Raw genomic sequence first — 18,782 nt, 5'->3', positions numbered from 1 at the left:
ACTACGATGAAATTTTCGAGAAAAAACTTACATCACCATTCCGCCGTCAATATGAAGCGTTTGGCCTGTCATATAACGAGCTCCCTCTGAAGCTAGGAACGTGACAACACTGCTGACATCGCTAGGTTCACCAAAGCGCGCGAGCGGAATTTGTTTCAGCATTTCGTCTTGAACGTCTTTTGCAAGTTTATCTGTCATATCAGTTGAGATAAATCCTGGCGCTATTGCGTTTACCGTAATATTTCGGCTGGCGAGCTCTTTAGCGGAAGATTTGGTTAAACCGATGACGCCGGCTTTTGCAGCCACGTAGTTGGCTTGTCCAGGGTTTCCGCTGACGCCGACGATAGACGATACGTTAATAATGCGGCCTGAACGCTGTTTCATCATTTGTCTTGTAACAGCTTTTGTGCAGTTGAAAACACCCTTCAGGTTAATGTTAATGACGTCATCCCATTCGTCTTCTTTCATTCTCATGATGAGATTGTCTCTTGTAATTCCCGCATTATTAACCAGAATGTCAATCGTAGAAAAAACAGACAATGTTTCTTTTATCATGTTTTGTACATCTTCGGGATTTGATACATCCGCTTTTACAGCAATTGCTTTTCTGCCCATTGATTTGATTTCATCTACCACTTCATTTGCTTTCGCTTCATTGCCGGAGTAGTTCACGACAACATTGGCTCCGCTTTTTGCCAGATCAAGGGCGATTGAGCGGCCGATTCCGCGGGATGCGCCAGTGACAATAGCCGTTTTATCATTAAGCATTATCATTCTCCTCCTTAAGCGTTTGAATTGCCAGCTCGATCGTTTCCGGATCTGATACAGCAATTGTTTTTAACCGTCTATTTACTTTTTTCACAAGGCCTGAAAGCACTTTTCCGGGACCGATTTCAATAAAAGTCGTAACACCCTCTGCGATCAGCTTGTTAATGCTTTCCTCAAAACGAACCGGAGAGTAAAGCTGCTCAATAAGTTTTTCTTTGATATCTGCTTTTTCAGTCATCACGTCAGCAGAAACATTTGAGATGACCGGAACGTCAGCGTCTTTTATGTCACAGGCGTCCAATACCTCTTTCAGCTTTTCAGCAGCCGGTTTCATCAGTTCAGAATGGAACGGACCGCTTACTTCAAGCGGAATTGCGCGTTTTGCGCCGTTCTCTTTTGCCAGTTCAGATGCAAGCTCGACCCCTTTAGCTGTTCCGGAAATGACGATTTGGCCAGGACAGTTGAGATTCGCAAGCTGTACAAGGTTGCCTTCCTCTGTGACTTTATCGGTTACTTGCTTTAATGCTTCAGCATCCATGCCGAGAATCGCAGCCATTGCTCCTTCGCCAGCCGGCACCGCTTCATTCATAAACTCTCCGCGCTTTCTGACGGTATAAACAGCATCTTTGAAAGACAGAGCGCCAGCCGCAACCAGTGCAGAATATTCACCAAGGCTGTGTCCTGCTGTGAAATCAGGTGTAATGCCAGATTCTTTAAATTTCTCAAGAACAGCGATGCTTGTCGTAAGCAAAGCAGGCTGCGCATTGTATGTAAGTGTTAATTCTTCAGCAGCACCCTCAAAAATAAGCGAGCTGAGTTTTGTTTCTAATGTTTCATCGGCTTCATCAAACAGACGCTTTGCAGCAGGCACCTGCTCATAAAGCTCTTTTCCCATGCCGATAAATTGTGATCCCTGACCCGGGAATAAAAATGCAATCTTACTCATGATGTAAAAACCTCCAGACTACTCATCTGTTTTTTCTTCTTTCACTTCTTCCTGAATGAGCGCAGCCACATTTTGGCTGACCATCTCTCTTGCTTGCCGAATCGCATGGAATACAGCATTTGAATCTGAAGAGCCGTGCGCCTTGATCACAGGCGCTTTTAAGCCAAAAAGACTTGCTCCGCCATAATTCGAATACTCCATTTTCATTTTCATTTCTTTCAATTTTGGCTTCAGCACAGCTGCTGCAAGCTTTGATGTCAAAGTAGACGTCATTACGTCTCTCATCATTTTAAAAATAGACAACGCAGAGCCTTCCAGCGTTTTGAGTGTAACATTCCCGGTAAAGCCGTCTGTTACTACAACATCAGCCACATCATCTAAAAGGTCTCGCGCTTCCACGTTTCCGATAAAATTGATGTTTGCTGTTTCTTTTAAAATTTGAAAAGTCTGCTTCGTCAGTTCGTTTCCTTTTTTATCTTCTGTTCCGACATTTAAAAGTCCGACTCTCGGTGAAGTGACACCGCGCACTTGCTGAGAATAAACAGAACCCATGATGGCATATTGAACGAGGTGCTCCGGTTTGGCATCGACATTGGCGCCGACATCAAGGAGAAGAAATCCGTCTCCCGAAATAGTCGGAAGTGTCGGGGCAAGCGCCGGACGGTCAATTCCTTTAATTCTTCCGACAATAAAGAGACCGGCTGTCATTAATGCACCGGTATTTCCTGCTGAAATGCAGGCGTCAGCTCTGTTTTCCGCAACCTCCTGCGCCATAAGAACCATAGATGAGTTCTTTTTTCTTCGCACGGCACGGACCGGTTCATCCGTAGGCTCAATCACTTCATCTGCGTGCAGCACCGTGATGCGATCTGATGTAGTTGTTAAATTTGATTCTATCGTTGTTTTGTCACCGACAAGTGTGATATGGAGATCATCATATGCCTCTATACCTTTTATAACTCCGTCAATAACAGCTTTGGGAGCGTGGTCTCCTCCCATTGCATCTACAGCTATTCTCATGCATGCTCCACCTTTATGAATGTTTTGAACGATACATGTCAAAGCGTCCAGAAAAAACAATTTCTTCGCCAACGTAGCTGTTCACTTCGACAACCGTTCTTCCTTTTTCTTTTTCGACAGCCGTCACTTTCGCTTTTGCTACGACACGTTCACCCTGCTTTACCTGTCTTGTAAAGCGGATGTCTGCACTTGCAGTCAGCGCCAGCTCGTCATCAATGACTGCAACGGCCAAAGAATTCGCCTGTGCAAATAAATGGTGTCCTCTCGCAATCTGATTCCGGCTGAACACGTGCTCCTGTTTTATTTCTAAAATGGATATCGCCTGATCATCCAGCTCAAGGTCAATAATTTCTCCGATAACTTCATCAAGTGACAGGGACTTCACTTCGTCCTCAAGTGTTTTCTCTGCCACGTTCTTAATTCTTTCTCTCAGTTCAGGTATGGAAAGCTCTAAGCGGTCCAAACGTATCGTCTGGATGCTCACCCCGAATTTACCCGCTAATTCTTCATCTGTAATAAAGGGGGTTGCTTGAATCGTCTGCTGAAGTAATTCCTGGCGTTCTCTCTTATTTCTTCTCATATCTAAACACCATCCGGACAATTAAGACTAGGTACTAATAGTAGTATATAATTTCATAGATTGGAATGCAACGATTGTTTCTGGCTGAACACCAAAAACTTCTGATACTCAGCTTAATTTTTCCCCGTCCATTACTCCGTTCTTCAGCAATTCATCTCGTAACACAGCGTATTCCGGCTCCTTCCAGAACGCGTCAGAAGCCACAAGATTCGCAGCATCCTGCCTTGCCGTTTCAAGCGCTCTGTAATCATGAACCATGTCCGCCACTTTAAATTCCGGCATTCCGCTTTGTTTTTTTCCGAAGAAATCACCGGGACCTCTCAGTTCCAGATCCTTTTCAGACAGCTCGAAACCGTCATTGGTCTCCGACATGATCCTCATCCGTTCTTTCCCTGTTTCTGATTTTGGATCAGCCATCAGAATACAGAAAGATTGATGCTCACCCCGTCCAACACGGCCGCGCAGCTGGTGAAGCTGTGATAGTCCGAAACGGTCGGCGTCATAAATCACCATAATCGTTGCATTCGGAACATTCACGCCAACCTCAACTACAGTGGTTGATACGAGAATTTGACAGTGATTTGCGCTGAATTCTCTCATGACCTGGTCTTTTTCATCGGAATGCAGCTTTCCATGCATAAGGCCGACATTCCATTTTCCCCGAAAAATATCAGAAAGCATATTGTACACGTCAATGGCGTTTTGCACATCAAGCTTGTCTGATTCTTCAATCAGCGGACAGATGATATAAGCCTGCCTGCCTTGCTTTAATTCTTTTTCGACAAATGCCAAAATACGATCCAGCATGTCATGTTTTACCCAATAGGTTTCAATTCGCTTTCGTCCAGCCGGCATCTCATCAATGACAGATACATCCATTTCACCGAACACTGTGATCGCTAATGTTCTTGGGATTGGAGTGGCTGTCATAAAGAGAACATCGGGATCCTGCCCTTTGTTCCGAAGCTTTTTGCGCTGCTCAACTCCAAATCTGTGCTGTTCATCAGTAATAACGAGACTCAGCGCCTTAAACTCCACCTCGTCTTGGATTAAAGCGTGGGTTCCTACAAGAATATCAATCTCACCCGCCGCAAGACGCTCAAGCAGTTCTTTTCGCCGCTTCCCTTTAACAGAGCTTGTCAAAAGAGCAACGCTGACGTCCCATTTTTCAAATAGCGAAACGAGCGAATCAGCATGCTGCTCGGCCAGAATTTCTGTCGGCACCATGAGCGCTCCTTGGTATCCGGATAGGATCGCGGCATACAGTGCAATGGCGGCAACTGCCGTTTTTCCTGATCCAACGTCCCCTTGAAGAAGGCGGTTCATTCTGTATGGAGAAGACATGTCTGCTGTTATTTCGCGAAGAACGCGTGACTGGGCGTTTGTGAGGGGAAACGGGAGGCTTTTGATAAATCTCATGAGTTCTTCGTTTGAAAAACGCTGCCGTATCCCTTGTGTCTGCTCTCTTTCCGCCTTTCGGAACGCCTGCATTTTCAACTGAAACAACAAAAATTCTTCATAAACAAACCGCCGTCTGGCAAGCTTTAATGCTTCCCTTGTTTCAGGCTGGTGCATTGCTTTTAACGCCTGATAATAGTCAGGCAGTTTATAGCTTTTTCTTAGCTTTTCCGGAAGAGGATCAGGAAGTGAGTCTGCATATTGGGTCAGCGCCTGCTGAATAAAGCGCCTCATCATTTTGACGGTAACATTTTCTTTCACAGAATACACTGGTTCAATACTTTTGTCTTCTTGATGCGGCCCGTTTTTCAACTCCTGAACAGAGATGGTTTGGCGGTGCTTGTCCCATTTACCTGAAACCGTCACCACAGAGCCGAGCGAAAGCTTCTTCTTCAAATAAGGCCGGTTAAAACATACGGCTGTGATTAAATAGTGGCCGACCAGAAGCCTGAATGTCAGCCTGTTTCGTTTTTTTCCGTAATAGGTAAGAGAAGGCTCTGAATGAACCTTCCCTTCGACTGTGACTCTTTCATCATGCTTTACTTCTTCTAAATCCCTCAGCTCGTAGTCATCATAGCGATAAGGGAAATAATTCAGAAGATCAGAAATGTCATAAATACCGAGTTCGTGTAATGTTTTTTCTGTTTCCGGCCCAATACCCTTAATGTTAGCTATACTAGTTTGCTGATTTTGTTTCACGTGAACCTAGCGCTCCTCCGAAAATTTTTTTCTCTAATTCTCTTCCTGTCGGTGTTGCCGCTAAACCGCCCTGGCCTGTTTCTCTAAGTGCAGTTGGCATCGTTTGACCTATTTTATACATGGCATCGATAACCTCATCACATGGAATGCGGCTTGTAATGCCCGCCAATGCCATATCAGCGGCAATCATCGCATTTGACGCGCCCATCGCATTCCGTTTCACGCAAGGCACCTCAACAAGCCCTGCAACAGGGTCGCACACAAGGCCTAGCATATTTTTTAATGTAATGGCCATGGCTTCCGCGCTTTGTTCGGGTGTTCCTCCTGCCATTTCAACAATGGCCGCAGCCGCCATACCTGAAGCTGATCCAACCTCTGCCTGACATCCTCCGGCGGCGCCGGAAATGCTTGCGTTATTAGCCACGACAAATCCGAAAGCCCCGGCTGTAAACAAAAAGCGGATCATTTGTTCTCTTGTTGGATTCAGCTTTTCTTTTACAGCAAATAACGTACCGGGCACCACACCGGCAGAACCTGCAGTCGGTGTCGCACAGATGGTTCCCATTGCTGCATTTACTTCATTTGTTGCAACGGCTTTCGATACAGCATCTAAAATCAGCGGGCCAGACAGGCTTTTTCCCGATCGAATATAGGCCTGCAATTTAACGGCATCTCCGCCTGTTAAGCCCGTTTGGCTCGTAACTCCCTCGAGTCCTTTCTGAACCGCCGCTTCCATAACAGACAGGTTATGATCCATCTGCTGAAAAATGTCCTCTTTTGTTTTTTCTGTTACTTCCATCTCTTGAGCTATCATCACATCAGAGATCAATATTTGTTTTTCTTTAGTAATCTCAATTAATTCTTTTACATTACGAAACATAACTGGCTCCTCCTGACCCTTTTCGCTAGTCAGCAATCTTTGTCACTTGAATAATATTCGGCAGCTTCGACAGCTCGTCGAGAATATGGTCGTCAATATTTTGATCGACCTCTATTGTCATCAGCGCAAGCTGTCCGATATCTTTCCGGGCTACTTCCATATGTCCTACGTTGATTGAAAATTTCGCCAGAACATTGGCAACACCGGCAATTGTGCCAAATTTGTCATTATGAACAACTAATATGGCCGGATGATTTCCTGACAGCCGGAGCTCAAAACCATTCAATTCTGTGATTTCAATCTTTCCTCCGCCAATCGAAATACCCGTCAGTTCAAGCTCACCCTTTTCATCAGAAATGGTGATTTTTGCTGTGTTCGGATGGACCGGGACAGCGTCTTCTACCCGAAACTCTATATCAATTCCTTTAGCTTCTGCAATTTGTATAGCGGTTTTAATCCGTTCGTCGAATGTATCAAAATCAAGCAATCCGCCGATAATCGCGACATCTGTGCCGTGGCCCTTATACGTTTCCGCAAACGAGCCGTAAAAAGATACAATGATGCGCTCAGGCTCTCTGCCAAATAAACTTCTGGCCACTCTCCCGATTCTGGCAGCTCCCGCTGTATGAGAGCTGGACGGACCGATCATAACCGGGCCGATAATATCAAAAACGCTTCTGTATTTCATGCTATTCCTCCTTATAAACCAGAGCTTATTAGCGCTTTGCTTCTAGACTAATTGATCAGATATAAAATGGCAAGCGGGCGCGTTACAGCGCTGCCGCACTTAAAAGCAGACATAAGAATAGAAGGGCAAATTGCCCTTCTATTCTGCAGAAACGATATACGAATACAGAGGCTGTTTCCCATTGTGGATTTCAACCTCAATCTCCTCGTACTTTTCACTGAGAAACGCTTCAAGCTGCTCAGCTTCTTCCTGAGACGCATCCTCACCATATAGAATGGTCACGATTTCATCATCTTCTCGGATCATTTCTGACAGCAGCATTTTCGCGGCTGACAGCTGATTTTCAGAAGTGCCGATAATCGTTCCATTCAGAATGCCCATAAAGTCACCTTTTTTAATATCTTTACCGTCAATATGAGTATCTCTGACTGAGAACGTCACCTGTCCGCTTTTTACTTGCTGAATGGCGCTTAGCATATTGGCCTCGTTCGCTTCAGCTTCTTGATCCGGGTTAAAAGCCAGCAGGGCTGACATCCCTTGCGGAACCGTTTTAGCAGGAATGACAAAAACCTGTTCATCCACTACGCTGGCCGCTTGGTTAGCAGCCATGATAATGTTGGAGTTGTTAGGAAGGATAAATACTGTATCTGCATTTACAGACTTCACGGCATCAACAATATCCTCAGTGCTTGGGTTCATGGTCTGGCCGCCTTCGATCACAACAGAAGCGCCAATGCTTTTGAATAGGTCTGAAATTCCTTCTCCCATCGCCACAGTCACAATGCCATACGGCTGTTTTGCCGGCGGTGTTTCGTTGTCTGCAGGTTTGCTTTCTTGACTGATGATAGAGGTATGCTGTTCTCTCATATTTTCTATTTTTATTTTAATCAATTCACCGTAATGCTGGGCGTAGTTTAACACGTTTCCCGGCTCTTCAGCATGAATATGAACCTTCGCCAGCGATTCATCCGCAATCACAAGCAGAGAATCTCCGAACTGGCTGAGGTCTTGCCTGAACGTGCCTTCGTCGAACTCTCTTTTTGTCTGATCAAGCCTAACCATCACTTCGGTACAGAATCCAAATTCAATATCTTCGGTATTCATCATGCTTTGCGCGCTCTTGTGATGCTCCGCGCTGACCATGTCGTCAAGTGACGGAAGAACTGCTTTCTGAGGTACAGTTTCACCTTTTAATGAAGCAAGGAAACCTTCATACACACAAAGCAGGCCTTTGCCCCCGCTATCGACAACTCCTACTTCCTTTAGGACAGGCAGCAATTCAGGGGTGCGGTTTAAAGACGCCTCTGCTTCTTCTGTCACTGCAGTCATCAGCGCAGTGATATCGGTTTCTTTTTCTGCTAAGATCATCGCTTTTTTTGCAGCGTCTTTTGCAACTGTTAAAATGGTGCCCTCTACAGGTTTCATGACAGCTTTATACGCCATGTCTACACCTGCTTGCAGCGCAGCGGCAAACTCAAGTGCATTAATTTCTTTTTTCGTTTCAATGCTTTTGCTAAATCCGCGGAACAATTGGGATAGGATAACTCCTGAATTTCCGCGTGCTCCCATGAGCAGCCCTTTAGATAACGCGGAACCCACCTTCCCGATATCATCCGTATCCATTTGTTCAACTTCTCTTGCTCCGGAAGTCATCGACAGGTTCATATTTGTTCCCGTATCACCGTCCGGCACCGGAAACACGTTCAGTGCATCAACTGCACTGGCGTTTTGAGACAGATTCTGCGCTCCCGCAAGAATCATCTCGGCAAAGGTTCTGCCGTTTAATGTTCTGATAGACAATCCTACTCCTCCTAACTACGGGTTCGTCACTCGTACGCCTTGGACATAAATATTGACAGAGTCCACTGCCAGTCCGATGGTTTGATTTACTGTGTACTTTACTTTTGTTTGGACATTATGTGCCACTTCAGAAATTTTCGTGCCGTAGCTGACAATGATATACATGTCGATATGTATCTGTTCTCCTGCTTGGCGAACTTGGACACCCCTGCTGAAATTCTCTTTCCGAAGGATTTCAGTCAGTCCGTCTTTAATCTGGTTTTTAGAGGCCATGCCGACAATGCCGTAACAGTCAACCGCCGCGCCTCCTGCAACCATCGCGATGACTTCATTAGATATATCAATCTGTCCGTACTTCGTTCTTAATTCAATGGACACACTAGTTCCTCCTTCGAATGCATAGAGTTACAGCTATTCTACTATATGGTTTCCATTATGAAAAGACCAGGCAATAATCGCTGGCCGTACCTCTACATATACTATAGCGCTGCTGTTTCCGCAAGATGTCAAGTGAATTTTCTTGAAAGATGATGAAACAATAGTTGCAAACGTTTTTTAGCTGTGGTAAATTATTTAAAGTATCCATATCGAAAGCATCTAAGATTATATGAATGTTAAAAAGTAGATGTTTTGTGCAAGTGAGGAGGGAAACAAATGGCACGTAAATGCGTTATCACAGGTAAAAAAACAACAGCTGGGAATAACCGTTCTCACGCAATGAACGCTTCTAAGCGCACATGGGGCGCGAATCTTCAAAAGGTTCGTATCCTTGTGAACGGAAAACCTAAAAAAGTATATGTATCTGCTCGAGCTTTGAAATCCGGTAAAGTTGAGCGTGTATAACAAAATGAACGCCTGCCCCGATATGTGGCAGGCGTTTTTATGTGGTGAAAGAGGGCTTTGAACCCCTGGGCCTTAATCTTTTCTAAATGAGCCCAGCATCGCCCGGACAATTCCTCCTAAAAACTTCGGCAATTTAATGGTGTAAAATTTCATTTTTTGTCCCCTCCTATAACGTCCCGTAACCGCCTTGTTTCAGCAATTGAATGAAAGCACATGCTTAATCCGTGCTTCTTATCATTATTAATATGCCTTTTGCAAACGAAAAAGTACCTCGTGAATGAATGAGTTCGTTACTAATACATAGTGTTGAACCGAGCGTAATATGACAATTATTTAGAGGATATTTAAAACCGGTCAGGGTCAGCTCATGTATGTCTTCGGAAAACGGTATGAAGGAGATATATCGCTTATTTTCATCCTTCTCAATATCATATTCACCAGGAGGGAACATTTGAATATGATTTTGTTTGTCTATCAGCCTAATTTTTATGTTCGTTTTTACACCTCTATACAGAAGCTGAATGTTTCCTAAAAAATGATCAGCTCTGCCGCCTGTAATGCCGAAAATCTGAATAATATCCGGCTGCTTTTCCAGCGCCCAATCAAGGGCGAGGTCTAAATCTGTTTGATCTTTTTCTGCTTGATACACATGAAGGGCGGGAGCGGCTTTTTCTATTCGCCGGCGTTCTTGCTCTGTTATGCTGTCAAAATCTCCGAAGGCTTCAACAGGAATGATCCCGGCATCTAAGAGAGTGACGGTGCCTTTGTCAACACCGATCCAAAGCGTGTGTTCATCCGTATAGCCGGTTAGATCGGGAATGAGATTTTTCGGGCCTCCCGCAACGATATTAATTGTTTTCATCTCTGATTCCTTTCTCTGCATACAGGAAAAAGAGCTTAGGCTATTGTATGCCCAGCTCTTTTCTAAAGCTGCTTATTTGCTTCCTCTGATTTCAGAAATTGCTTTTTTGCGGTCAGACTGCCCATAAACAGCTGAACCGGCAACGAGTAAATTTGCGCCCGCTTCAATGACGAGCGGAGCGGTTTCTTTGTTGACGCCGCCGTCTACTTCAATTAACAGATCTTTTTTTCCTTTTTCATCCGCCATTCGCTTAACCTCTTTTATTTTAGGAAGGACTGAATGAATAAATTTCTGCCCGCCGAAGCCCGGGTTCACCGTCATTAAAAGAACAAGATCGAGATCGTCGAAAACATGCTCGATGACTTGAACAGGAGTATGCGGGTTTAGAACTACTCCGGCCTTCACTCCTTGCTCTTTAATGAGCTGGATGGTACGGTGCAGGTGCGGACATGCCTCAGCATGCACAGACAGGATATCTGCGCCTGCTTTCGCAAAAGCCGGGATATAACGATCCGGCTCTTCTATCATTAAATGGATATCAAGCGGCAGATCCGTTACCGGCCGGACTGCTTCTACAATCAGCGGACCGATTGTGATATTCGGGACAAAATGGCCGTCCATAACATCAATATGAATACAATCGGCTCCGCCTTTTTCTACATCTTTAATCTCATTGCCTAAAGCGGCAAAATCAGCGGAAAGAATAGATGGTGCAACCTTTATCATTATGCTAATACCTCGGCTTTCTGTCTTTTATCTCCGTCATAAATTCAACATAATGGTCATAGCGATACTGCTTTAATTCCCCGTCTTCAACAGCTTGTTTCACCGCACATTTCGGCTCTTTCAGATGTAAACAGCCTCTAAATTTGCATGAAGAGCTTTTTTCTCTGATATCAGGGAAGGTATAGCCCAGCTCTTCTTCCTCAATGTCTGTAAATTCAAGCGAGCTGAATCCCGGTGTATCTGCAACCAAACCTCCGGACGTGTGAATCAGCTCCACGTGGCGGGTTGTGTGTTTCCCGCGGCCCAAATGCTCGGAAATCTCGTTTGTTCTTAATCCGAGCTCCGGACTGATTGCGTTGAGAAGCGAGGATTTCCCAACACCGGACTGACCGGCAAATACCGTTGTTTTATCCTGAAAACGCGGGATGATGTCCGCTAAACTGTCTTGGTCCTTAGAGGAGGTAAGGTATACGTCATAACCAATATTCCGATAGTCTTCTGCATAGGCTTGTATCGTATCTTCTGTATCTTGATCTTCAATCAGATCCATTTTAGTAATGCATATAATCGGCTGAATATCATTGGCCTCAACGAGAACCAGGAAGCGGTCGAGCAATGCCGTGCTGAAAGAAGGCTGAACCGCTGAGAAAACAAGGACCGCTTGATCAACGTTGCAAATTGGCGGCCTGATAAGCTCGTTGGTTCTTTCTTTAATTTCCATTAAATATCCTTCTTTGTTATTTTCAGCTTGATACACAACATAATCGCCGACAAGAGGGGTAATTTTGTTTTTTCTGAAAATGCCTCTTCCTCTGCATTGTATTACTTTATCTGAATCCTCTGATTCATCCAGTACATAGTAAAAGCCGCTTAGCGCCTTAATAATTTTGCCCTCAGGCATATTTTCCCTCCTTGTTATTCATCTTTCGGATACTCAATGGTTTTGTAGCTGACAACTTTATTGTTTACCATTACTTGATAGTACCCTTTTTGGCCGGGTTCAATCTTTAGTTCGATCGTTCGTTCAGTCGGCTCTTTTATCTTAAATTCTTCGTAAGTGTCAGAGATGCTGTGATCAGCATCGTCAACCGCGATTTGCACTTGAAGCTCGTCCCCTTCATTTTCTGGTTCATAGGGGATCTTGACCTTTTCTTTCACTGTTTTCGCAGGTTTTTTCTCTGGTCCGAGAGAGAATGTCACTTCAACTTCGTTTCCCGGCTTTACTGCCGTACCTGCTGCTGGTTTTTGTTTGACAACCTGTCCTTCTGGAACATCATCTGAGTATGCTTCTTTTTCTACAAGCTTCAATCCGTTGTCTTCCAGATATCCAGACGCTGCTTCTTTACTGTAGGTTTTCAAGTCTCTAAGTGTAATGTCTTCGGGTCCGATACTGACTGTAAGTTTGACTTGATCTTCACTCGGGACAAGCTCAGTCCCTGCTGAAGGATTTTGGTCAATGACAGTTCCCGCGTTTTTCTCGTCATTCACTTCATTTACCGTTACATGTTTAAACCCTTGGTCCTTCAACGCTTTTTTTGCCTGGTCGACCGTTTGGCCTGTCACATCACCGATCTCCGTTTTTGCCTTTCCGGTGCTTTTATAAAGAGTGACCGTGGCGCCTTCTTTGACTGTTGTATCCGCTTTAGGGTCCGTTTTTACCATCAGGCCCTCTTCAATTTTTTCATCTGAGATTTCCAACACCTCGGAATCAACCTGTAAACCTTCTTTTTCCAAGTGCCCTGCGGCTTTTTCGTATTCCATTCCGGAGACATCAGGTATTTTGACATCCTTAGGCATGAAAAGCGACGGAAAAACAGTGACAGCAAGAATTCCAGCTGTGATAAAAACAAGGCATATCGTGAGCAAAACCCACGGCCACTTTTTTCTTTTGCCGTTCTTCTTTGTTTTGTTTTCTTGTGCGGCTGTCACTTCAGCTTCTTTTTCGCCAGCAGCTTTAGCGAGTTCTTCATCTTTAATGATAGGTATCGCTTTTGTCATTTCTTCATCTTCTTGAATCGTAAATCTCTTTTCATTGAGTCTGTCGGCATCAAAAGCTGTTTTTATGTCTGCTTCCATGTCTTCAGCCGTTTCATAGCGATGAAACGGATCTTTGGCAGTTGCCTTGAGTATGATGTTTTCAACGCTTTGGGGGACCGATGGATTCCACCTTTTTGCCGAAGGAGTTTCCGCTTGAAGATGCTTCAAGGCGATGCTGACTGCTGACTCTCCATCAAACGGAATACGGCCGGTTAAAAGCTCAAATAGAACGATTCCAAGCGCATAAATATCTGATTTTTTTGTGGCTAAGCCGCCCCGGGCCTGTTCAGGTGATAAGTAATGGACCGAGCCCAGAACTGAATTGGTATGGGTGATTGTGGTCGAACTTAGTGCCGTCGCAATTCCAAAATCCGTTACTTTGATATTTCCCATATGATCAATCAAAATGTTATGCGGCTTGATGTCTCTGTGAACAATCTGGTTTTGATGGGCATGAGCGATGGCTGAGACAATTTGCTCCATGATGTTCAGCGCTTCTTTAGGGTGAAGCGGCCCATTTGCTGTTATGTATTCTTTAAGCGTCATGCCTTCAACGTATTCCATGACAATATAATAAATATCATCTTCCTCGCCCAAATCGTAAATGCTGACAATATTCGGGTGATCGAGGCTTGATGCGGATTGGGCTTCTCTGCGGAAACGCCTGATAAATTCATTGTCATTTACATAGTCAAACCGCAGGATTTTAATTGCGACTTCACGGTCTAGAATGATATCCTCAGCTAAATACACGTTGGCCATTCCCCCGCCGCCTATAACGCGGAGAATTTGGTAACGCCCGCTGATCCGCTTGCCGATTAGCACTGATCTTCACCCTCTTCAACTTGTAAAGCAAGCTCAAGCAAAACTGCTGTAATGTTGTCTTCCCCGCCATTCTGATTGGCTTTGTCCACAAGCAGGTTTACTTTTTCCTGAGGAGCTGAATCGCTTTGCAGGATGTCTTTTAACTCAGTGCCTTCCACTTTATTCGTCAGTCCGTCAGAACATAGAAGCAGTTTGTCTCCGGGTTCTATATCAAAGGAACGGGTGTCAATGCTGACTGACTGGTCTGTTCCAAGCGCCTTCGTCAACACATTTTTTCGCGGATGATGTTCAGCGTCTTCTCTGGAGATCTCTCCAGTGCGAACCAGTTCATTTACAAGCGAATGGTCTTCTGTCACTTGAACGAAATCACCGTCCTGAAGCAAATAGCATCTGCTGTCTCCGATATGGGCAACAGAAACCGTTTTCCCCGTAAAAAGCGCACATACAATCGTCGTCCCCATGCCTTGGCATTCTTCGTGGGCTTGAGCGTGATCGTATATTTTGCTGTTTACCGAAAGAATCTGTTCAATGAGCCATTTTTCACAATCCGAGGGCGCAGTTGGAATCGTCTCTGCTTCATTCCATTTCTCCCCCATGGCTTTCACAGCCATCTTGCTCGCAACATCTCCAGCAAGATGGCCGCCCATGCCATCAGCGACAACCGCTAATACAAATTCATCTTTCCCCTTGAATATCCCCGCATCATCTTCATTATGCTGGCGGATTTTTCCTGTATCTGTTTTTAAGGCTGTTAACAACCCTCATCACCTCGTCTCGTCTTGACGCTCCTTCGCGCGAAGCTGACCGCAGGCTGCGTCAATGTCATGTCCTTGCTCTCTTCGGATTGTGACATTTACTCCGCGGGATTTCAGCGTTTTTTCAAAAGCAAAAATCTGATCACGCGGTGTGCGCACATAGTCCCGTTCAGGCACGTAGTTTACCGGAATCAAGTTCACGTGGCATTTGACTCCTTCCAGCAAGTCGGCAAGCTCTTCGGCGTGTTCCACCTGGTCGTTTACGCCTCCGAACAGCCCGTATTCAAAGCTGATGCGGCGTCCTGTTTTATTAATATAATATTTAACGGCTTCCATTAGATCAGGCAGTTTATATGCTCTGTTAATCGGCATCAAACGGCTTCTGATTTCTGTGTTCGGCGCGTGCAGAGAAATTGCAAAGTTAATCTGCATTTGCTGATCAGCAAATTCGTAAATTTTCGGGATGATTCCACTCGTAGAGACCGTAATATGGCGAGCACCGATATTCAGGCCCTTGTCATGGTTAATGATTTTCAAGAAAGCGAGCATTTCGTTAAAGTTATCAAAAGGTTCGCCGATTCCCATGATCACGACAGAGCTGACGCGTTCATCCGTTTCATCAAGAGCTTTTTGCACTTTGACTACTTGAGCGACAATTTCCCCCGCTTCAAGGTTTCGTTTTAAGCCTCCAAGCGTTGACGCACAGAATGTACAGCCAATACGGCAGCCGACTTGTGTCGTTACACATACAGAATTGCCATACTCGTGTCTCATTAAAACGGTTTCGATGGTATAACCGTCATGAAGCTCAAACAAAAACTTCATCGTACCGTCTTGAGAGGTTTGTTTAACAGCCGTTTTCAGCGTTGTTAACACAAAGTGAGTGTTTAATTTCTCACGCAGATCCTTTGAGAGGTTTGTCATTTCTTCAAAAGAAGATACGCGTTTTTCATATAGCCATTCAAAAATCTGAGCCGCACGGAACGGTTTCTCTCCGTTGTCTGTCAGCCATTGTTTAATTTCGTCTAATTCAAAAGAATAAATCGACGGACGCTCTGTCCGCAATTCTTTTCTTACTTTTGTTTTATTAAGTTCTGCCATTGCTTATCCCTTCTTTCTCATGCTGCAAATAAAGAAACCATCTGTTCCGAAATAATGAGGAAGGATTTGAAGCCTTCCATCCCGAACAAAGGGTCTCACCTTTTCAGGCAGCCGCTTTTCAAGAGACAAATCGGGTTCAAAATCAGGATGTTCTTGTATAAACGCATGTATTACTTCATCATTTTCTGTCCGGTCCATTGTACACGTACTGTAGACAAGAGTGCCACCTTTTTTTACTAATGGTGCGATTTCCCTCAAGATCGACAGCTGGATTTCAGCTAGACGGGCGCTGTCGTCAGGCTTTTTCGTGTATTTCATGTCCGGCTTTCTTCTGATAACACCGAAACCTGAGCACGGGGCATCGACCAATATTCGGTCAAACTGTTCGTTTTCAAACGTTTCCCCCGCTTTTCTAGCATCCATTGTTTCCGCATGAATGATTGTCAGGCCAAGCCGGTCTGCCGCTTCTTTGATCAGCTTCACTTTATGTTTGTGAAGATCAAGCGACGTAACGCTCCCCTTGTTCTGCATTAATTCTGCGATATGAGCCGACTTTCCGCCAGGCGCCGCACATGCGTCAAGCACTGTTTCATCAGGCTTAGGGTCAAGGGCGCGGGCGACGAGCATGGAACTCTCATCCTGGATGGAAACTTCGCCGTTTTGGAAGAAATGAGTTCCGGCAATTGTTCCCTTTAAGAGCTTCACAGCATCTTCAGCGAGGTCGCCTTTTTCAACTTCGATTCCCTCAGCAGCCATTTGGTCAAGCAGCTCAGCTCTGTCTGCTTTCATTTGATTGACACGCAGCGTCTGTTTCGGCGGAATGAGATGGATGCGGCAAATCTTTTCCGCAGCTTCAAATCCATACGCATCCGCCCACTCTTTCACAAGCCACTCCGGATGGCTTGTTTCTGTCGCCAGCCGGCGTACAGGATCTTCGATCGCGTCAAAGGATGGAACACCTTCGCGCTGAATAGAACGGAGCACGCCGTTGACAAATGAAGCAATGCCTTTGTGTCCGCGGATTTTAGCAATCTCAACCGCTTCATGGATGGCTGCCCTGTCTGGAATCTTCTCTAAATACTCCATTTGATATAAGGATAGGCGAAGAAGCTGAATCACCCACGGCTTTACCTTTTGAGGCTTATTGATAAACGGTTTAAGCATATAATCAAGCGCGATCTTATTTTGTAATGTACCATAGACAAGTTCAGTCAAAAGCCCTCTGTCCTGATCACTCAGTTCATTTGATTTAATGACCGATTTCAGCAGCAGGTTGCTATATGCCTGGTTTTGTTCTAATTTGATCAGCGCCTCAAGGGCGATGTCACGAACACTAGTTTTTTTCATTGTTTACTCCTAACACATCACCGGCTTCAACATGAGCGCCTCGCACAAAGTCTTCGCCTTTCATTCGTTTTTTGCCTGCCGGCTGGAGTTCGGTTAATAACAGGGCCGTATCATTACCTGTGGCAACGATAATTCCTTCCTTTTCAACTGCAACGACTGTGCCGGGCTCAGCTGTTGTTGGTGCCGCTATTTTTTTCGACGCCCATATTTTCAAGTTTTGTCCGTTTAGAGTCGTATAAGCAACAGGCCATGGATTTAAGCCGCGGATCTGGTTGTAAAGCTCTTCGCCCGTTCTGGACCAGTCGAGCAGCTCTTGCTCTCTTTTAATGTTAGGCGCGTACGTCGCTTTCTCTTCATCCTGCTTTTCAGGTGATATGCTGCCGGCAATAACGTTTGGAACCGTTTCAGACAATAGCTTCGCGCCAGCAACGCTTAATTTATCGTGCAGTGTTCCGACATTGTCGGTTTCTTCAATGTCCACTTCCACTTTTGAGATCATGTCCCCGGCATCCAATTTTTCTACCATATACATAATGGTAACCCCGGTTTTTTTCTTTCCCTGCAGAATGGAATAATGGATCGGTGCCCCGCCGCGCAGTTCCGGCAAAAGGGATGCGTGAACGTTAATGCAGCCGTATTTTGGACTGTCGAGAAGCTCTTTAGGCAAAATTTGTCCGAATGCCGCCGTTACAATCAGGTCAGGCTTTAATGCCAGCACTTTTTCAATTTCTTCTGTTAATCTGACTTTTTCCGGCTGAAGAACCGGGATGCCGTGGCGCAATGCCTCTTCCTTTACCGGAGGAGGTGTCAGTACTTTTTTTCTGCCCTTCGGACGGTCCGGCTGTGTGACGACCCCCACTACTTCATATCCGTCCTCTATCAGGGTTCTTAAAACAGGAACTGAAAAATCCGGCGTTCCCATAAATACGATTCTCGTCATCAAATCATCCTTCCATATCCGCTAGTTCATCTTCTGTATAGTATTTACTTATTTTAGATGTAAACAGCACACCGTCTAAGTGGTCCATTTCATGCTGCACGGCTCTTGCTAAAAAGCCTCGCGCTTCCAGAATGAACGGTTTTCCCTGACGGTTAAACGCACGCACTTTGACATAATCGGCACGTGTGACATCACCATAGACGCCAGGAAAGCTCAAGCATCCTTCAATTCCGGTTTGCTCGCCGCTTTTTTCTAAAATTTCAGGATTAACGAGATCAATTCTCCCTCTGTCATCCCCGATATCTACGACGGCCGCTCTTTTTAAAATGCCGATTTGCGGCGCTGCCAGTCCGACACCATCCATTTCAAGCATGGTGTCGTACATATCATCAAGCAGTTTTTTTAGCTTTTTATCAAAAACAGTCACGGTTTCCGCAGGTGTTTCCAAAACCTCCGCAGGATGTGTGACGACCTTTTTTACTGCCAATTTGTTACCCTCCAAGACGT

At 45.1% G+C, this 18,782-nt stretch carries 20 protein-coding genes; 1 reads left to right on the top strand and 19 read right to left on the bottom strand.

Features of this window, described 5'->3' with window-relative positions; translation table 11 throughout:
• Nucleotides 1-27: 27 nt before the first annotated feature.
• The 9 genes from fabG to NSQ09_RS14460 all read right to left on the bottom strand — a co-directional run bounded on the left by fabG (nucleotide 28) and on the right by NSQ09_RS14460 (nucleotide 9,217).
• Entirely contained in the window at nucleotides 28-768 is a 741-nt protein-coding gene (gene fabG, locus NSQ09_RS14500; protein WP_003232035.1) for a 3-oxoacyl-[acyl-carrier-protein] reductase, read from the bottom strand.
• A complete protein-coding gene (gene fabD / locus NSQ09_RS14495; protein WP_015383644.1) occupies nucleotides 761-1,714 on the bottom strand; it encodes an ACP S-malonyltransferase in 954 nt (317 codons plus the stop codon). Before fabD ends, fabG begins: the two co-directional genes overlap by 8 nt.
• Nucleotides 1,715-1,732: 18 nt before the next feature.
• The gene (gene plsX / locus NSQ09_RS14490; RefSeq protein WP_341031818.1) at nucleotides 1,733-2,734 is read right to left on the bottom strand and encodes a phosphate acyltransferase PlsX; all 1,002 of its coding nucleotides are present in this window, start codon (nucleotides 2,732-2,734) and stop codon (nucleotides 1,733-1,735) included.
• A 13-nt stretch (nucleotides 2,735-2,747) separates the two neighbouring features.
• Nucleotides 2,748-3,314 (bottom strand): transcription factor FapR, encoded by a 567-nt coding sequence (fapR, locus tag NSQ09_RS14485; RefSeq protein WP_003232044.1) that lies wholly within the window; start codon nucleotides 3,312-3,314, stop codon nucleotides 2,748-2,750.
• 108 nt (nucleotides 3,315-3,422) lie between these two features.
• On the bottom strand, nucleotides 3,423-5,471 hold the full coding sequence (gene recG, locus NSQ09_RS14480) for an ATP-dependent DNA helicase RecG (protein ID WP_272515568.1): 2,049 nt from the start codon (nucleotides 5,469-5,471) through the stop codon (nucleotides 3,423-3,425).
• Nucleotides 5,449-6,351 (bottom strand): L-serine ammonia-lyase, iron-sulfur-dependent, subunit alpha, encoded by a 903-nt coding sequence (gene sdaAA / locus NSQ09_RS14475; protein WP_017694855.1) that lies wholly within the window; start codon nucleotides 6,349-6,351, stop codon nucleotides 5,449-5,451. Before sdaAA ends, recG begins: the two co-directional genes overlap by 23 nt.
• A gap of 25 nt (nucleotides 6,352-6,376) precedes the next feature.
• Nucleotides 6,377-7,039 carry an L-serine ammonia-lyase, iron-sulfur-dependent subunit beta gene (sdaAB, locus tag NSQ09_RS14470; protein ID WP_003232050.1) on the bottom strand — a complete coding sequence of 221 codons (663 nt, stop codon included), beginning with the start codon at nucleotides 7,037-7,039 and terminating at the stop codon, nucleotides 6,377-6,379.
• Nucleotides 7,040-7,177: 138 nt separating this feature from the next.
• Nucleotides 7,178-8,839, bottom strand: coding sequence for a DAK2 domain-containing protein (locus tag NSQ09_RS14465; RefSeq protein ID WP_041335949.1), 1,662 nt, complete (start codon nucleotides 8,837-8,839; stop codon nucleotides 7,178-7,180).
• A gap of 15 nt (nucleotides 8,840-8,854) precedes the next feature.
• The gene (locus NSQ09_RS14460) at nucleotides 8,855-9,217 is read right to left on the bottom strand and encodes an Asp23/Gls24 family envelope stress response protein (RefSeq protein ID WP_041057440.1); all 363 of its coding nucleotides are present in this window, start codon (nucleotides 9,215-9,217) and stop codon (nucleotides 8,855-8,857) included.
• 276 nt (nucleotides 9,218-9,493) lie between these two features.
• Here NSQ09_RS14460 and rpmB point away from each other — a divergent pair, with 276 nt between their 5' ends.
• Nucleotides 9,494-9,682 (top strand): 50S ribosomal protein L28, encoded by a 189-nt coding sequence (rpmB, locus tag NSQ09_RS14455; RefSeq protein ID WP_003221548.1) that lies wholly within the window; start codon nucleotides 9,494-9,496, stop codon nucleotides 9,680-9,682.
• 72 nt (nucleotides 9,683-9,754) lie between these two features.
• On the opposite strand, the gene spoVM is transcribed toward rpmB, so the two are convergent.
• The 10 genes from spoVM to def all read right to left on the bottom strand — a co-directional run bounded on the left by spoVM (nucleotide 9,755) and on the right by def (nucleotide 18,762).
• Nucleotides 9,755-9,835 carry a stage V sporulation protein SpoVM gene (gene spoVM / locus NSQ09_RS14450; protein WP_003221545.1) on the bottom strand — a complete coding sequence of 27 codons (81 nt, stop codon included), beginning with the start codon at nucleotides 9,833-9,835 and terminating at the stop codon, nucleotides 9,755-9,757.
• Between the two features lie 64 nt (nucleotides 9,836-9,899).
• On the bottom strand, nucleotides 9,900-10,544 hold the full coding sequence (locus NSQ09_RS14445; protein ID WP_014479765.1) for a thiamine diphosphokinase: 645 nt from the start codon (nucleotides 10,542-10,544) through the stop codon (nucleotides 9,900-9,902).
• A 72-nt stretch (nucleotides 10,545-10,616) separates the two neighbouring features.
• Nucleotides 10,617-11,270: a ribulose-phosphate 3-epimerase gene (rpe, locus tag NSQ09_RS14440; protein WP_341031809.1), complete on the bottom strand. Its 654-nt coding sequence runs from the start codon at nucleotides 11,268-11,270 to the stop codon at nucleotides 10,617-10,619.
• Between the two features lie 4 nt (nucleotides 11,271-11,274).
• Nucleotides 11,275-12,171, bottom strand: coding sequence for a ribosome small subunit-dependent GTPase A (gene rsgA, locus NSQ09_RS14435; protein ID WP_326147980.1), 897 nt, complete (start codon nucleotides 12,169-12,171; stop codon nucleotides 11,275-11,277).
• A gap of 14 nt (nucleotides 12,172-12,185) precedes the next feature.
• A complete protein-coding gene (gene prkC / locus NSQ09_RS14430) occupies nucleotides 12,186-14,132 on the bottom strand; it encodes a serine/threonine protein kinase PrkC (protein WP_341031802.1) in 1,947 nt (648 codons plus the stop codon).
• Nucleotides 14,126-14,890, bottom strand: a complete 765-nt coding sequence (gene prpC / locus NSQ09_RS14425) for a protein-serine/threonine phosphatase PrpC (RefSeq protein ID WP_043857480.1) — start codon at nucleotides 14,888-14,890, stop codon at nucleotides 14,126-14,128. The genes prkC and prpC overlap by 7 nt, the downstream gene beginning before the upstream one ends.
• Before the next feature lie 6 nt (nucleotides 14,891-14,896).
• The gene (gene rlmN, locus NSQ09_RS14420; protein ID WP_014476780.1) at nucleotides 14,897-15,988 is read right to left on the bottom strand and encodes a 23S rRNA (adenine(2503)-C(2))-methyltransferase RlmN; all 1,092 of its coding nucleotides are present in this window, start codon (nucleotides 15,986-15,988) and stop codon (nucleotides 14,897-14,899) included.
• A 3-nt stretch (nucleotides 15,989-15,991) separates the two neighbouring features.
• Nucleotides 15,992-17,335 (bottom strand): 16S rRNA (cytosine(967)-C(5))-methyltransferase RsmB, encoded by a 1,344-nt coding sequence (rsmB, locus tag NSQ09_RS14415; RefSeq protein WP_014479761.1) that lies wholly within the window; start codon nucleotides 17,333-17,335, stop codon nucleotides 15,992-15,994.
• Nucleotides 17,322-18,275 carry a methionyl-tRNA formyltransferase gene (gene fmt, locus NSQ09_RS14410; protein WP_134155419.1) on the bottom strand — a complete coding sequence of 318 codons (954 nt, stop codon included), beginning with the start codon at nucleotides 18,273-18,275 and terminating at the stop codon, nucleotides 17,322-17,324. Before fmt ends, rsmB begins: the two co-directional genes overlap by 14 nt.
• Nucleotides 18,276-18,279: 4 nt before the next feature.
• A complete protein-coding gene (def, locus tag NSQ09_RS14405; RefSeq protein ID WP_015383630.1) occupies nucleotides 18,280-18,762 on the bottom strand; it encodes a peptide deformylase in 483 nt (160 codons plus the stop codon).
• Between the last annotated feature and the right edge of the window lie 20 nt (nucleotides 18,763-18,782).

The organism is Bacillus sp. FSL W8-1202, from assembly GCF_038006165.1.
GTDB lineage: Bacteria > Bacillota > Bacilli > Bacillales > Bacillaceae > Bacillus > Bacillus subtilis.
Note: the sequence above shows the minus strand (reverse complement) of the source record. Positions and strands in the feature narration are given on the sequence as shown.